This window comes from Sedimentibacter sp. MB31-C6, from assembly GCF_035934735.1.
Lineage (GTDB): Bacteria > Bacillota > Clostridia > Tissierellales > Sedimentibacteraceae > Sedimentibacter.
In genome coordinates, this window is record NZ_CP142396.1 from 283,817 (window position 1) to 299,945 (window position 16,129).

The 16,129-nt window shown below is 28.2% G+C and carries 15 protein-coding genes and 1 tRNA gene; 3 read left to right on the forward strand and 13 right to left on the reverse strand.

From position 1 onward, the window contains the following. Positions 1 to 9: 9 nt before the first annotated feature. A complete protein-coding gene (locus U8307_RS01415; protein ID WP_326909540.1) occupies positions 10 to 780 on the reverse strand; it encodes an ABC transporter ATP-binding protein in 771 nt (256 codons plus the stop codon). A 250-nt stretch (positions 781 to 1,030) separates the two neighbouring features. Here U8307_RS01415 and U8307_RS01420 point away from each other — a divergent pair, with 250 nt between their 5' ends. After that, positions 1,031 to 2,011 carry a biotin--[acetyl-CoA-carboxylase] ligase gene (locus U8307_RS01420; protein WP_326909542.1) on the forward strand — a complete coding sequence of 327 codons (981 nt, stop codon included), beginning with the start codon at positions 1,031 to 1,033 and terminating at the stop codon, positions 2,009 to 2,011. Positions 2,012 to 2,051: 40 nt separating this feature from the next. Then, positions 2,052 to 2,600: a biotin transporter BioY gene (locus U8307_RS01425; protein ID WP_326909544.1), complete on the forward strand. Its 549-nt coding sequence runs from the start codon at positions 2,052 to 2,054 to the stop codon at positions 2,598 to 2,600. 18 nt (positions 2,601 to 2,618) lie between these two features. Here U8307_RS01425 and U8307_RS01430 read toward each other — a convergent pair. The 12 genes from U8307_RS01430 to U8307_RS01485 all read right to left on the reverse strand — a co-directional run bounded on the left by U8307_RS01430 (position 2,619) and on the right by U8307_RS01485 (position 13,065). Continuing rightward, positions 2,619 to 2,706, reverse strand: a tRNA-Ser gene (locus U8307_RS01430). A gap of 79 nt (positions 2,707 to 2,785) precedes the next feature. Then, entirely contained in the window at positions 2,786 to 4,267 is a 1,482-nt protein-coding gene (hemZ, locus tag U8307_RS01435; protein WP_326909546.1) for a coproporphyrinogen dehydrogenase HemZ, read from the reverse strand. 113 nt (positions 4,268 to 4,380) lie between these two features. Continuing rightward, a complete protein-coding gene (locus U8307_RS01440; protein WP_326909548.1) occupies positions 4,381 to 4,638 on the reverse strand; it encodes a glutaredoxin family protein in 258 nt (85 codons plus the stop codon). A 49-nt stretch (positions 4,639 to 4,687) separates the two neighbouring features. Next, on the reverse strand, positions 4,688 to 5,308 hold the full coding sequence (locus U8307_RS01445; RefSeq protein ID WP_326909550.1) for an MBL fold metallo-hydrolase: 621 nt from the start codon (positions 5,306 to 5,308) through the stop codon (positions 4,688 to 4,690). A gap of 10 nt (positions 5,309 to 5,318) precedes the next feature. Then, on the reverse strand, positions 5,319 to 5,768 hold the full coding sequence (gene dtd / locus U8307_RS01450; protein ID WP_326909552.1) for a D-aminoacyl-tRNA deacylase: 450 nt from the start codon (positions 5,766 to 5,768) through the stop codon (positions 5,319 to 5,321). Positions 5,769 to 5,805: 37 nt separating this feature from the next. After that, positions 5,806 to 7,992: a RelA/SpoT family protein gene (locus U8307_RS01455; RefSeq protein WP_326909554.1), complete on the reverse strand. Its 2,187-nt coding sequence runs from the start codon at positions 7,990 to 7,992 to the stop codon at positions 5,806 to 5,808. A gap of 101 nt (positions 7,993 to 8,093) precedes the next feature. Next, positions 8,094 to 8,606, reverse strand: coding sequence for an adenine phosphoribosyltransferase (locus tag U8307_RS01460; protein ID WP_326909556.1), 513 nt, complete (start codon positions 8,604 to 8,606; stop codon positions 8,094 to 8,096). A gap of 29 nt (positions 8,607 to 8,635) precedes the next feature. Beyond that, the gene (gene recJ, locus U8307_RS01465) at positions 8,636 to 10,558 is read right to left on the reverse strand and encodes a single-stranded-DNA-specific exonuclease RecJ (RefSeq protein WP_326909558.1); all 1,923 of its coding nucleotides are present in this window, start codon (positions 10,556 to 10,558) and stop codon (positions 8,636 to 8,638) included. Further along, the gene (locus U8307_RS01470) at positions 10,530 to 11,006 is read right to left on the reverse strand and encodes a LapA family protein (RefSeq protein ID WP_326909560.1); all 477 of its coding nucleotides are present in this window, start codon (positions 11,004 to 11,006) and stop codon (positions 10,530 to 10,532) included. Before U8307_RS01470 ends, recJ begins: the two co-directional genes overlap by 29 nt. Before the next feature lie 107 nt (positions 11,007 to 11,113). Next, complete coding sequence (scfB, locus tag U8307_RS01475; RefSeq protein ID WP_326909561.1) at positions 11,114 to 12,445, reverse strand: thioether cross-link-forming SCIFF peptide maturase; 1,332 nt, start codon at positions 12,443 to 12,445, stop codon at positions 11,114 to 11,116. Between the two features lie 64 nt (positions 12,446 to 12,509). Then, complete coding sequence (gene scfA / locus U8307_RS01480) at positions 12,510 to 12,650, reverse strand: six-cysteine ranthipeptide SCIFF (protein WP_326909563.1); 141 nt, start codon at positions 12,648 to 12,650, stop codon at positions 12,510 to 12,512. Between the two features lie 64 nt (positions 12,651 to 12,714). Continuing rightward, a complete protein-coding gene (locus U8307_RS01485) occupies positions 12,715 to 13,065 on the reverse strand; it encodes a TIGR04086 family membrane protein (RefSeq protein WP_326909566.1) in 351 nt (116 codons plus the stop codon). Positions 13,066 to 13,468: 403 nt separating this feature from the next. Here U8307_RS01485 and U8307_RS01490 point away from each other — a divergent pair, with 403 nt between their 5' ends. Next, positions 13,469 to 16,123, forward strand: coding sequence for a cation-translocating P-type ATPase (locus U8307_RS01490; RefSeq protein ID WP_326909568.1), 2,655 nt, complete (start codon positions 13,469 to 13,471; stop codon positions 16,121 to 16,123). Positions 16,124 to 16,129: the final 6 nt, after the last annotated feature.

A 16,129-nucleotide genomic window follows, 5' to 3' on the forward strand; every position in this document is an offset into this window, starting at 1 on the left:
TTTCACCCCTTAGCTCATAAATACAGATACAAATTTATTTGCAAGCTCTTCATGGTCATAAAAGCCTGTTACGTCATTAAATATCGACTCTAAGGATGAATCTGTTTGCTTTTTCATTACTTCTTTCATTGTTCCGTCAATAACGATTTCGCCTTCATTAAGTAGCAAAATCCTGTCACTTAATTTTTCTACAACTTCTAAAATATGTGATGAGTAGAATATCGTTTTACCCACCTTTTTTAAGCTTTGCATAATTTCTTTAAAAACTAAAACAGTATTTGCATCAATACCACCTAAAGGTTCATCTAAAAATAAAATATCAGGATTATGAAGCATTCCAGTTATAATTGAAAGTTTTTGTCTCATACCTTTAGAAAAAGTATGAATTCTTCCATCGATAGCGTCCTCTATCCCAAAAATACTCATCATTTCCTTGCCTTTTAACACTGCATTGTGAGAACCGATTCCATATATCATTCCAATAAAGCTAATATATTCAAATGCAGTTAAATTATCATACATATCAGATATTTCTGGAACATATCCAATTCTTCTTTTATAATCAATCTGACCTTTAATATTTTCTCCAAAAACGTATATTTCTCCATCATATTCATCTATTAATCCAAGTATTAGCTTAATTGTAGTACTCTTTCCTGCACCATTAGAACCAATATAGCCAATAATCTCACCGCTATTTACACTAAAGTTAATATCTTTTAATACTTCTTTCTGTCCAAATCTTTTATTAACATGTTCCAATTTTAATACTTCTAACATGATTTTCTCCTTGATTTATTAATTTCAATATTAAATAATTATATCACAAATTGTCGGACTGATTATCCACAACCTATTTATTATATCATATAATTATGTTTTATTTTGTTGCAAGTAAAAATTAATATATCATAATGTTAAAATTAATACCTTTTAAATTTGTATTTTGTATTGTTAACTATTATAATATTTTGGTTGACAATTAAGTTAAGTTTCTATATAATACTTTTAGAATGGAGGTGAGTTTAAATTGACTGTTAAAAATGAAGTTTTACATATTTTAGAAGAAAACAAAGGTAAAAACATCTCTGGTCAAGAATTAGCTAATATATTATGCGTTTCAAGAACAGCAATTTGGAAGGCCATTAAATCACTACAACAAGAGGGTTACTTAATTAATGCTGCATCAAACAAGGGGTATTCATTATCATATACCTCAGATGTTATATCTTCTGAAGGTATAAGATTATTTTTATGTGAAAAGTTTAAGAATATTCCTATTTCTGTTTATAAATCATTGTCTTCTACTAATACTGAAGCAAAAGCAGAAATAATACAAAAAGGTATTCATGGGACTGTTGTTATTTCTGAAGAACAAACAAATGGACGTGGAAGGTTTGGAAGAAAATTTTTTTCACCACCAAATACTGGCATATATATGAGTATTATTTTAAAACCTAATTTGAATATTTCTAATTCTGTTCTGATAACAACAGCAGCAGCTGTAGCTGTGTGTCTTGCTATAGATAAATTTACAGAAAAAAAACCTCAAATAAAGTGGGTTAACGATATTTATATTGAAAATAAAAAAATATGCGGAATCCTCACAGAAGCTGTTACGGATTTTGAAAGTGGTACGATAGATAGTATTGTAATTGGTATAGGATTAAATGTAAAAACAGAAAATAAAACTTTTCCAAATGAATTACAAGAAATAGCTGGATCGATTTTACAAGATAATGATAATTTTGCTATAAGGAATAAATTAACTGCTGAAATAATTAATAATGTCTTATCTACTTGTGAAAAGTTAGAAGAAAAAAAATTCCTAAAAATTTATAAAGAACGTTCAATGATATTGGGGGAAAATATATTTTATAAAAAAAATAATAAGTGGATTGAAGGGTATGCCCAAGATATTGATGAAAATGGAGGCTTAATAGTATCTCAAAATGATGGACAACAAATAATTTTAAAATCAGGAGAAGTATCAATTAGAAAAACGAAATGAAATATAAAACACAAGAAATTTAATTTAAGGGGAAACGACAATGAAATTAAGTATTAATGATATAACACAAACAGGTATATTTACTGCTTTAACAGCAATTGGAGCTTTTATAAGCATTCCAGTAGGGCCTGTACCCATAACTTTACAAACTTTTTTTGTTTTGTTATCTGGTATTATTTTAGGATCAAGGAAAGCTATGTTCTCTCAAATAGCATACATACTATTAGGTTTAGTTGGTCTTCCAATATTTGCAGGATTCTCTGGTGGACTACAAACTATAACTAAACCAAGCTTTGGTTTTTTAATTGGATCTGTTTTAGCTGCTTATTGTGTTGGCAAAATTACAGAAAAAAAATCAGATTCTACTACAAATATGTATATAGCTGTTATTATTGGAACTTTAATTATATATGCTATTGGAATTCCCTATATGTATTATATACTAAATATAATGTTGTCCAGTAATCTACATATTAATCAAATTTTAAAATTAGGAATGTTAATGTTTATTCCTGGTGATACAATAAAAGCTATTGTAACTGTATTATTAGGTAGTAAACTACAAGGAAAATTAAATAAAAGAAACTAGAATTTTACATGAAAACAACGGAGAGTCAGGGATTCGAACCCTGGGTCGGGTATTAACCAACACGGCTTTTCGAGAGCCGCACCTTAAACCTCTCGGACAACTCTCCATATCATAATTCTAATACTATTTTATATTAACGAAACTACCTTCTGTTGTCAATGTGAAATTTTCATAATATACATTATCTAACTAGGTATTTCTCTTATTAAATCAATCTTTTTTTCTATTATTTCGTCAATTCGATTATTGTAGTCATCTAAACCTTTAAAATTATGTATTGGTTTATGCCTGTCATTATTAACCATAATTTTACTTGAAGCTCCAGCTCCGCAAGCAAGTATTGTTTCATTTTCTTCAATTATTATCATATTATAAATGCATTCTTTATTTTTAATTGCAAAACCTACATTTTCTAAATTTCCTTTTATATTTTTTTGCCTATACATATAATATGGTTTATAATTATTTTCTAAGCACCTTTCCTCAACTATTTTTTGCATATTTTTAAGTAAATTATATTCTTTAGAATACTGTAAGCTTTGTTTTGTAAGTAGAGAATTTCTCTTATAAGCTAAAGCATGAACAGTTATATTATCAGGTTTAAGTTTAATAATTTCATTGATAGTATGATTAACTTCATTTTCATCTTCATTTGGCAATCCTAATATTATATCCATATTTATAGAGTTGAATTTTATTTTCCTAGCTAATAAGTATTTATCTTTTATATCTTTCACACTATGTTTTCTACCTATTATATCCAAAGTACTTTGTTTCATTGTTTGAGGATTTATACTAATTCTATTTACATAATTCTTTTTTAAACAATAAAGCATATTTTCATCAATTGTATCTGGTCTTCCAGCTTCAAATGATATTTCTTTAATTGATGATAAATCATAATATTTTCTAATTGAATCAAATATCATATTAATTTGTTTTTCATTTAAAATAGAAGGAGTTCCTCCACCTATATATATTGAATTTAATTTTAAGTTTTTTTCTAAGGCTAGTTGAATTGATTTTTCAATTTCGTATTTTAAAGTTTTTAAATATTTTTCAATACTACCTTCTTTATTTATATAAGAAGTAAATGAACAGTAACTACATTTTGTAGGACAAAATGGTACACCTATATACAAGTTATAATTTTTATTCCTATATTCTTTTTTAATGTATTTCTCTTCGATTTCTAATACATCCCACAAAAGCTTTATTTTATCTAAAGAAACTTCGTATGTATCTTTTAATATTCTATTAATTTCAGCTTTACTTTTGCCAGAATTTTTCGCGACAAATAAAATTTTTACTGGCCTTACTCCAATCAATAATCCATATTCTGGAGTTATCTTATAATAATTTTTAAATACATTATGTACAGATTTAACAACTACTATTTTTTTAAGTTTCTTCTCATTTTCTTTTTCCAGTATTATATCTTTACCTTTTATTTCAATTTTGAACAACTCCTCATTATCTTTATATAATTTAGCTTTTCCAACAAAGTCATCATTTTGTTTTTCAATGATAGTAAACAATCCTAGCCCTGTATTTTCACTTATTTCGCTAGTATCTCTTATTTTATACTTTATATTTAAGTCAAATACTCGTAGAGCATTTCTGACTTCATATTCAAAATTGTGTCCTTCAAAATAAAAATTAATCATATGTACTCCTATCATTAAAAAAGTTATTCTAATTATAACAATAATTTTAAGTATAATCCATAAGTTATTTATGCAAAAAAAAGGCTTACTTAAAGCCTTTAGGATTTTATATATTATAATGCTGCTTTTAGTACAGATTCAATTTTTTCTTCATTAGGCACACCTTCATGAATTTTTACATTATCAACATAAAATGTAGGTACATAATAATAGTCATACTCTGCACATACTTGAACATTTTGCGACTCTTCAATTTTATCTATTATAATATTATCATATTTAGGATTGTTGCTTTTTAAATCTTCAATAATTTGTGATGCCTTCTTGCAATGAGGACAATTCTGCAAATAAAACATGGTAACTTTTTTCATTGTATAATCCTTTCTTTATCATATATTTTTTTAATACAATAACAAATATTTAATTTACAAACGGGTTCCCTAATTTTTCAGATTTTATAGTTGTAGGTGAATTATGTCCAGGATACAATATTATATCATCATCGTATTTAAATATTATTTCTTGAATTGAATTAATAATTTCATCGAATGACCCACCTGGTAAATCAGTTCTTCCAATTGATTTATTAAAGAGAGTATCACCAGTCATCATTATATTATCTACTTTAATACAAATTCCACCTTTAGTATGTCCAGGAGTATGAATTATATCAAATTCCAAATCACTCATTTCAACTTTATCTCCGTCTTTAAGTTTTACATCTGGATTTATAGATAAGTTCTTTCCAAACATAACCTTTGAGAAATTAGATTTGCTATCATTTAAAGTCTGCACATCTTCTTCATGTACATACACAGGTATATTGTATTTTTCTACTAATTCATCGACTGCTCCAATATGATCTCCATGAGCATGAGTTAATATAATCATCTTTGGATTTAATCCTAGTTCATTAATTTTTTTATCAATTCTATCAAATTCTGCCCCCGGATCAATTATAGCTGCTTCTTTAGTTTTATCACTTCCAACAATATAACAATTTGCATAATATGAGCCAACAGCCATTGCTTCAAAAATCATAAGTATCCTCCTAAAATAATTTTTTGCTATCTAGTAATATTGTAACAGGCCCATCATTTATTAATTCTACTTGCATATCTGCTCCAAATTCACCAGTTTCTGTTTTAATCCCATTATTTTTAAAATTTTGAATAAAGTTCTCATAAAGTGGTATTGCTAATTCAGGTTGAGCCGCATTAATAAAACTAGGTCTTCTGCCTTTTCTTGCATCTCCTAGCAATGTAAACTGAGATACAATTAATATGCTACCTTTAACATCTATTAAACTTTTATTCATTTTACCATTTTCATCTTCAAATATTCTTAAATTTGTAATTTTATCACACATATATTCTACGTCTTTTAAGTCATCATTGTTCTCAATGCCGAGTAAAAGCATTATTCCATGGTTTATACTACCAATTATTTTACTATCTACTGAGACCTTTGCGCTTTTAACACGTTGAACTACACTTCTCATTTGTCCACCTACTTTTTAACATATATCATTTTATCTTTTATTTCTTACTTCTGTATACTTCTAAAACTCCGTCAAGTTTTTTGATTTTTTTAATTAAGTCCTGTATCTCTTTAGTTTCATTTATTTCAAAAGTTATGTCTATTATAGCAATTTTGTCTCTACCTATCCTTAAATTCAAGGAAACGGCATTTAATTTTGCTTCTCCATATAAACCCGTTAAATCTTGCATTAAATTTGGTCTGTCTATGGATTTTATTTGTATTTCTATCAAAAATGTAGCTTTTTTCCCTGTATCCCATTCAACTTCTAAAAACCTTTGATCCTCAGAATCCCTTAAGTCATGTATATTTGTACAATCTGATCTGTGTATAGATACTCCTCGACCTCTTGTTATATATCCAACAATTGCATCTCCAGGTACTGGACTGCAACATTTTGAAAATTTAACTTTTATATTATCTATTCCTTTTATTATTACACCTGAAGCGTGCTTTTCTTTCTGAGAAAGAGGTTTTTCTAATATTATTGAATTCTTCTCTATATTTTCAAGTTTTTCAAGTGCTAATTTATCCTTATTCTTTTCTAAATATATTAATTTTAATCTATTTACTATTTGAATATCAGTAATTCCACCGTTACCTACAGCAGCATAAAGATTACTAATAGAATACATGTTGTATTTTTCTGCAACAGTTTTTAACCATTCTTCTTTTAAAAAATCTGAAACAACATAACCTTGTTTCTTGATTTCTCTTTCTACTAATTCTTTACCTTTTTCAATATTAAATTCTTTATCTTTTTCTTTAAAAAATTTTCTAATCTTAGCTTTCGCTTGACTACTTGCAACAATTTTCAACCAATCTCTGCTTGGACCTATACTAGATTGAGAAGTTAATACTTCTACTTGATCACCATTTTTCAACTTTGTATCTATCGGTACAATTCTTCCATTTACTTTAGCTCCAACACATTTATTACCAATAGCACTATGAACTCTATAAGCAAAATCTATAGGTGTTGAATTAATTGGCAAATTAATTACTTCTCCCTTAGGAGTAAAGACAAAAACTTCATCTGTATATAAGTCAATTTTCAATGATTCCATAAATTCTTGAGGATCATTAGTTTCTTGCTGCCATTCAAGCATTTGCCTCAACCAATTCAATTTTTCTTCAAATTTAGTTTGATCATCAATTCCTTCTTTATATTTCCAATGTGCAGCAATACCATATTCAGCAGTTCTATGCATATCCAAAGTTCTAATTTGTATTTCAAAAGGTTCTCCATCAGGTCCTATTACAGTTGTATGAAGGGACTGGTACATATTTGGTTTAGGCATTGCAATATAATCTTTAAACCTTCCTGGTATTGGCTTCCATAGGGTATGGACTGTACCTAAAGCACCATAGCAATCCTTTATAGTATCAACAATAATTCTTACAGCAATTAAATCGTATATTTGATCAAAGGATCTTTTTTTATAATACATCTTTTTATATATGCTATATAAACTTTTAGGTCTACCTTTAATTTCTCCATGAATATCTGCTTCTTCAAGCTTTCCATTAATTATTGATATAATTTGATTTATATAATCTTTTCTTTTCTCATTTTTTTCTTGAACCTTCTTTTGTAAATCTCTATATCCATCAGGATCAAGATATTTTAAACTTAAATCTTCTAATTCCCATTTTATTGATGCCATACCTAAGCGATTTGCTATAGGAGCATATATTTCTATCGTTTCCATAGCTTTTTGTTTTTGCTTTTCTGATGGCATATATTGAAGGGTTCTAATATTGTGTAAGCGGTCAGCAAGTTTTATAATTACAACTCTAATATCTTTAGACATGGCTATTATCATTTTTCTTAGAGACTCAGCCTGGCGTTCTTCTTTATTTCTATATTTAACTTTACTTAACTTTGTAACACCATCAACCATATTTGCGATTTCTTCACCGAATTCATTCTTTATCTCATCATAGGTTATGCCAGTATCTTCTACTACATCATGTAATAAGCCAGCAGCTATAGTCTGAACATCAACATGTAAGTCAGCTAAAATAAGCGCGACATTATAAGGGTGAGTAAAATATCTCTCCCCTGAAAACCTCATTTGTGCATTAGAATGAGCCATTTCTGCAAAATTATATGCCTTTATTACTACTCCAATGTCAACATTTGGACTATATGATTCTATTTGATTTATTATATTTCCTAGCATAAATTCACCACTTACTATTAAAATACCTATATTTTGTGTTAATTTAATTATATGTTTTTAAATATAGACGGTGAGCATAAAATGCGCTCCCTACATTGTTTCTAGTATTTAATTAGGGATTCTACCCTATAATTTGCAAGTTTGTCTCTTCCTTTTAATTCTTCTAGTTCAATTAAAAAACCTAAACCTGCTACTACACCACCAAGCTGTTCTACCAGCTTTGCTGCAGCTATCATTGTACCACCTGTAGCCAATAAGTCGTCGATAATTAATACTTTCTGTCCTGGTTTTATAGAATCTTTATGAATTTCTAGTGAATCCGAACCATATTCTAAAGAGTATTCATATTTTATTGTATCTCCAGGTAATTTACCTGGTTTTCTTACAGGTACAAAACCAGTTCCTAATAAATAAGCTAACGGTGTTGCAAAAATAAACCCTCTTGACTCGGGTCCAACAACTAAATCCACTTTTACATCCTTAAACTTTTCAGCCATTTGGTTAATACTTTCCTTTAATCCATCTGCATCCTTCAACAATGTAGTTATATCCTTAAAACTGATTCCTTCTGTTGGAAATCCATCAATAACTCGAATTTTCTCTTTTAGATCCATAATTCCTCCGCTTTATAGCTATTTTTAAATTATCTCTTAATATACAATATATCATTTTTCAATACATATTGAATATTTTCATTCTTCTTTAGTATGCACATAATTTCTTCAGCAGTTGTTTTTGTATTATATATTTTATTTAACTTTTCTACAAGTAAAAATATATCAGTTTTAATTATTTTTGATTTCGATTTATTAATCATTGAATTCAAAATTTTATTTTTGTTTTCATCTACAATATAGTCAAAATCTTCAGGTTCTCCAACATTTAATAAAACTAACTGTAAGTTACTCTTACCATTATACTCATTATTTTCAATTGAAACAATGTAAGATGATGGCTTAGTTAATACTTTTTCTAAAATATTAATTTTACTAAAACCAATAACAGGTAACTCTTTATTTTTATCTGATAGTCTAAAACTTAAATGATTTTGATTTTTTCCTACCCTTCGAATATCTTTTATATTAGATTTTTTAAGAGCAAAAACTGGTTTAGGATTACCATGTCCAAATGGTTCAAACATTGTTATTTCATTATATAGCTTATATGATATATCTTTACATTCAATAAATGTATCTACTACTATATCCTTAACTTTATCTTCTTCTGATATGTTCGTTTCTATATAATTGTTGAGTTCGCATGCAAATTTGCTAATATTTTCTTCTTTAATTGTTAAACCTGCAGCCAACTTGTGTCCACCATATTTAACTATATATTGATCTGCATACTTAAAAGCTTCATAGATATTTAAATAATTCATACTTCTTGCAGATCCCTTGCCTATTCCATCTTTAACGGAAATAACAACAGATGGTCTATCGTATTTTTCAGTCAATTTAGAAGATACTATTCCAAGAACTCCTTCATGCCAGTTTGTCCCAAAAACTACAAGGATATTTTTTTTGTATAATAAATCTGCTTCAATTTTTCTTACAGCTTCTTCAAAAATATCTTGCTCAGTTTGTTTTCTATAATCATTTAATTTTTCCAGTTCTTCAGCTAATAATGTTGCTTCTTTTTCGTCCTGAGAAAGCATAAGTTTTATAGCCTTTTTAGCTGAGCTCATTCTTCCAGCTGCATTAATTCTTGGAGCTAAAATAAAACCTATATGATAGGATTCTATTTTTTTACTCTTAATTCCTGAAATTTCAATTAATTTTTTTATACCTATAATCTTAGTTTCATTTAATTTCTTTAATCCATTATAAGTTATAATTCTGTTATCACCTTTAAGTTCAACTATATCTGCAACAGTTCCAAGACATGCAAGCTCTAATAACACATCCTCAACATCCTTGATTTTCAAATAATTGTTTAAATACCTCAAAAATTTAAAAGACAGTCCTGCTGCGCATAACTGCTTATTTTTAGAAGGACAATTCTCTTGTTTTGGATTTATAATGGCAAATGCTGAGGGTAATATATCGCCACATTGATGATGGTCTAATACTATTACATCTTTATTAAGTTCAGTAATTTCTTTTATTTTTTCAACTTCTGCAATACCACAATCAACAGTTATTAGTAAATCTATATTTATTATATTTGTTTTTAATTTTTGAATAAATTCAGAACTGATGCCATATCCCTCAGTTTCTCTTTCAGGCACATAATAGGATATATCTGCACCAGCCCTTGATAATAGAATAACAAATTGACTTATTGAAGTAACACCATCAACATCATAATCCCCGTAAATTAAAATTCTTTCTCTTTTATTTACAGCTTCTAAAATTCTCTTACAGCCTTTTTGTACATCTTTATAATTCTCAGCATCTTCAAAATATTTGAAGTCTGGATTCAAAAATTCCTTAATTTCATTTTCATTACACAAATTTCTATTTAAAAGAACTCTTGAAGATATATCAGTAAGTTTAAACTTTTTACTAACTAAGTCTACATCTTTTTGTTCAAAATTATTCACTTTCAACTTCACTTTTTTCATTACTTAAATCAATACCTTCGTCTTTATTATCTGTTTCTTCATTTGCATTTTGTAACTTGTCATTTAATTTTTTAATTGTTTCTACATGTACATTGTTTGTTTCCTCTAGTTTTAAAGCTTTTGTCTCAAGTTCATTATTACTCTCTCTAAGTGTTAGAATATCAGATTCCATTGTTTTTATGTTATTTTCAAATAGAATTTTATCATTTTCTAAAACCTTGATTTTATTCTTCAATTCTTTAACTTCAGAACATTTTCTAAATTGTCTGTAAGTACCAAGAAGCAAAACTATAATTGCACCAAGGATTAAGCATACCATAATGATTACTGCCAGCGGAATATCATACTGAGCTAAAAACAAATCTACTTCTACTGGAGTACCGTTTTGTATTGCAAAAATCGCAACAAAAATTGCAATAATCAATATTATTATAAAACCGACTTGCATAGTAACTCTCCTCTCTCGTATTAAATTAGTTTTTTATATTATACTACATATTAGTATATATTTACCACCATTTTTTTAATTTAAACTTTTCTTAGTAACTTATTAATTTATTGTAGTTTAGCTTTTATAAATATTGAACATTCTATTCTCTTTTTTTCAAGCTCACATCCTACATTGTATGGAACTTTAAAGTCATTGTTAAAATTATATGCATTTGCGTGACAGCCTCCACTACAATAGTATTTTGCCCAACAATCTTTACATACAGGTTTTTCATTTACTGATACATTTCTAAACATATTAACTACTTCATCATTAGTTATACCATCATCAACATTTCCTATAATAAACTTTTTTTCTCCAACAAATTGATGGCATGGATAATAATCACCTTCTGGTGTTACAGCTACATATTCAGTTCCTGCTCCACAACCTATTGAACGTTTATATATACAAGGACCTCCATCTAATTCAATATTAAAATGGAAAAATTGAAATTTTTTATCATTATTTTTATAATCAATATATAATTTAGCCAATTTTTCATATTCAGATTTTAATTTTTCAATATGCTCTTCTTTTAATGCATATTTTTCTTCTGGTTTTGCAACAACAGGTTCAACTGATATTTTATCAAAACCTAAATCTCTCATATGCTTAACATCATCGGCAAAGTCAAGATTATAAGCAGTGAATGTTCCTCTGGCAAAATAATCCTTATCTTTTCTTTTGTCTACAAGTTTTTTAAAATTCTCAACTATTATGTCGTAGCTTCCTTTATTATTTACAGTTTTTCTCATTCTATCATTTATATCTTTTCTACCATCAATACTTAAAACTACATTGTCCATAACTTCATTGATATAATCTCTTTTTTCTTCATCCAAGAGCACACCATTGGTTGTTATAGTAAACCTAAAATGCTTATTGTATTTTTCTTCTAAAGATCTACCATAATCAACTAGTTTTTTAATAGTATCGAAATTCATTAATGGCTCTCCACCAAAGAAGTCAACTTCAAGGTTTATTCTATTACCTGAACTTTTAACTAAATAATCAAAAGCTTTTTTTCCAGTTTCATAGCTCATATACGCTCTTTCACCATTATATGTTCCTTGAGAAGCAAAACAATACTCACATCTCAGATTACAGTCATGAGTCATATTAAGGCACATGGCTTTCACTGCAGGCTCTATCCGATTTACAATATTGTTTTCCTCTGTATAAAGCATTTTATTATCAATAAGATATTTAATTTCTAAAAGAGCTTCATCAATAATATCTTGTCCATATTTTACACATAATTCTTGTAATTTATTCTCATTTTTAAAATTCTCTTCTATTAATAAATCATATATAATTTCATCAACAGAATGAACTAATCCACTATTAGTATCTATAACAAAATGCATATCTTCTATTTTATAAACATGTATCATTTTTTCCTCCAATCCTCCAATTAAATTGAATAATATAAAAAGTAGTGGCTTCGCCACTACAAGTTTATTTATTCTCGCACTTTTGATTTCCTACAGTACAAGAAGTCTTACAAGCAGATTGACAAGAAGTTTGACATTCTCCACAACCTTTTGAGTTAATATTATCAGTTAATTTTGTTTTGTTTAATGTTTTAATATGTATCATCTTAAACCTCCTTATTAGCTTTATAAATTATAGCATCTTAAGGGATTTTTGAAAAGTACTTTTTTTATTTTTTAATATTTACTCCTATTACACCCCCGAGAATCGATATAGGCAAATAAATTATATGTTGTAATATGTTAGATTCAAATGCAAATTGAAAAACCAACTTCAATAAAAGTATTATTCCCATGTATATAATCCATATTTCTAAACCTCTAACTAATCCTCTCTCATGAATATTTCTAGAATATAAAAAAGAAATAATAAACATACATATTGGAACAATAAAATAATAGGCAATTTCAATACTTGGTTTATTTGAGAAGAAATATAAATACGTTGTAAGAATTAAAAATGTTATTAATATAATCAATAATAAATATAACGAATATTTAAGTAACACACCTATTTTCATAACTAGCCTCCCTAGTAATATACTACAGTATATATTATTCTAATAATTATAAAAAAGAACATATATTTAAATTGCATCTCAGTGTCGCACTAAAACCTATATCTAAACCAATGCTATAGAGATATTTACATCATATAACTCATTATTCATTGTAGAATTTTACATTATTTTAACAATTAATGTTCTTTACATTATGAAATTATGATGTTATACTTAGCTCATTCCAAAATTAGTAAGTAACTAAAGGGGAGTAGTTTTAAATTTTTAGTCAACATCTTGAATTCTATAATTCTGGCTAAAAATCCGCTTAGGTAACAAGACTTTTAGTATATTTTTTTATTTTTTATAAAAGATATGCTAAAGGTCTTTTTTTTCGCAAAAAATTTATATTAAAGGAGAAATTATGTTTTATAAAAAAAGTGTAGATGAAACATGCTCTGTATTAGGTTCAGATGTAAAGAATGGTCTTAGTTTAAATGAATCAAAAAAAAGATATGAAAAGTATGGACCTAACACTTTAATTGAAAAAAAATCTAAAACTAAAGTACAAATGTTTTTATCACAACTAAAGGATACAATGATATATATATTGTTTGCTGCTGCTATTATCTCTGTTTTTCTTGGAGAAATTAGCGATGCTTTAATTATCCTTGCGGTTGTTCTTGTAAATGCAATAATAGGAATGGTTCAAGAGTCTAAAGCTGAGCAAGCACTTGTAGCTTTAAAAAACCTATCAAGTCCAAATGCAGTGGTAAGACGAGATGGTAAAATAATAGAAGTACCAGCTAGTGAGCTTGTAATAGGTGATATTGTAGTATTGGAAGCAGGCCGTATTATACCTGCTGATATGAGATTGCTATCAACTGTTAATCTAAAAATAGAAGAATCAGCATTAACTGGTGAATCAGTACCAGTTGATAAAGATTCTAATTATGTTGCTAACGAAGATATAGGTATTGGTGACCAAATAAATATGGCTTTTTCATCTACAAGTGTAGCATATGGTCGTGGCGAAGGAATTGTTGTTTATACAGGAATGAACACTGAAATAGGCAAAATAGCAACTCTAATCAATGAAACTAGTGATGAGTTAACTCCTCTTCAAAAACGTCTTAATGACTTAGGAAAAGTTCTAGGTATAGTTGCTATTGTAATTGTTATAGCCATGTTTGGTATAGCAGTTATTCAAGGTAGAGATATAGCGGAAATGTTATTAACCGCGATATCATTAGCTGTTGCAGCAATTCCAGAGGGACTAACAGCTGTAGTTACTATAGTTTTAGCTCTAGGAGTTCAAAGAATGGTGAAAGTTAATACAATAGTACGTAAATTACCTGCTGTTGAAACTTTAGGGGCAGTTAGCATTGTTTGTTCAGATAAAACTGGTACCCTTACACAAAATAAGATGACAGTCACTAAAGTTTATTTAAATGGACAAACAAAAGATGTTAATGAAATTTCATACGAAAAGGATAAATTATTTATAGATGGATTCGTTCTTTGTAATGATGCTTCAACTGAAAATAATGTAAGAATAGGTGATCCTACTGAACTTGCTCTATTAGACATGGGTGACTTTGCTAACGTAACAAGAGAAGGTCTTGAAAAAAAGAATCCAAGAATAAACGAACAGGCATTCGATTCAGGGCGTAAAATGATGACAACAGTTCACAAAAATGAAAATGGCAAAATTATGAGCTACACTAAAGGTGGAATGGATATACTCTTAACTAGGTGTAAAAAAATACTAATCAATAATGAAGTAACTAATATTACGGAAAAACATATTGCAGAAATTAATATAGCTGCTGGTGAAATGGCTAAAGAAGCTCTAAGAGTATTAGCTTTAGCTATAAAGGAAGATGATGATTCTGCAAAGGAAGAAAATCTTATATTTACTGGTTTAGTTGGTATGATAGATCCTCCTCGACCAGAAGCAAAAGATTCTGTTAATGTATTTAAGGATGCTGGAATTAAAACAATTATGATAACTGGCGATCATAAAGATACTGCTCTTGCAATTGCAAAAAATCTTGGTATTGCTAATGACGAAAGCCAATGTATTACTGGAAATGAATTAAATAATATAACTCAAGAAAAATTAAATGAAAAAGTTAAAAATTTACGTGTCTTTGCTCGTGTATCACCTGAACATAAAGTTATGATTGTAAAAGCTTTTAAATCGAATGGAAGTATCGTGTCTATGACTGGTGACGGCGTTAATGATGCTCCTTCATTAAAATCAGCAGATATAGGTGTAGCAATGGGGATTACTGGAACTGATGTTGCTAAAGGCGCTGCTGACATGATTCTCACTGATGACAATTTTGCAACTATTGAAAAGGCTGTAGCTGAAGGAAGAGGAATTTATCAGAATATTAAAAAGACTGTACTATTCCTTCTTTCTTCAAACTTTGGTGAAGTAATATCTATGTTTACTGCCATTGTTGCTGGTCTTGCATCTCCATTAAAAGCTATTCACATACTATGGATTAACTTAATAACAGACTCCTTGCCAGGTTTAGCTTTAGGTGTAGACACTAAAGATGATGATATCATGAAAGCCAAACCTAGAAATCCAAATGAAAGCTTATTTGCTCACGGTGGTATGGCTTTTACCATATATAATGGATTCATGATTGCAGCTTTAACTTTAGGTGCATTCTTGTTCTCTCCTATTAAAGAACTAAATATAACTGGTCAACAAATTACATTAGAAAGTATTAAAATAACATTACAAAATCCTAATATATTAATTCATGCACAAACATATGCATTTACAACTTTAGGTGTATCGCAACTATTTCATGCAATTGGTATGAGAAATTATGATAAATCGCTATTCAAAATGAATCATTTTGAAAACAAAGCTATGATAGGTGCATTCTTTGTAGGACTATTATTGCAAGTTGCTGTAACTGAAATACCATTCTTAACAGAAGCATTTCAAACAGTTCAACTTTCATTACTAGAATGGATTGATTTAATACTATTATCTATGATTCCATTATTATCACATGAATTTGTTGTACTATTTAAATATTTATTTAAAAAGTAGGGGACG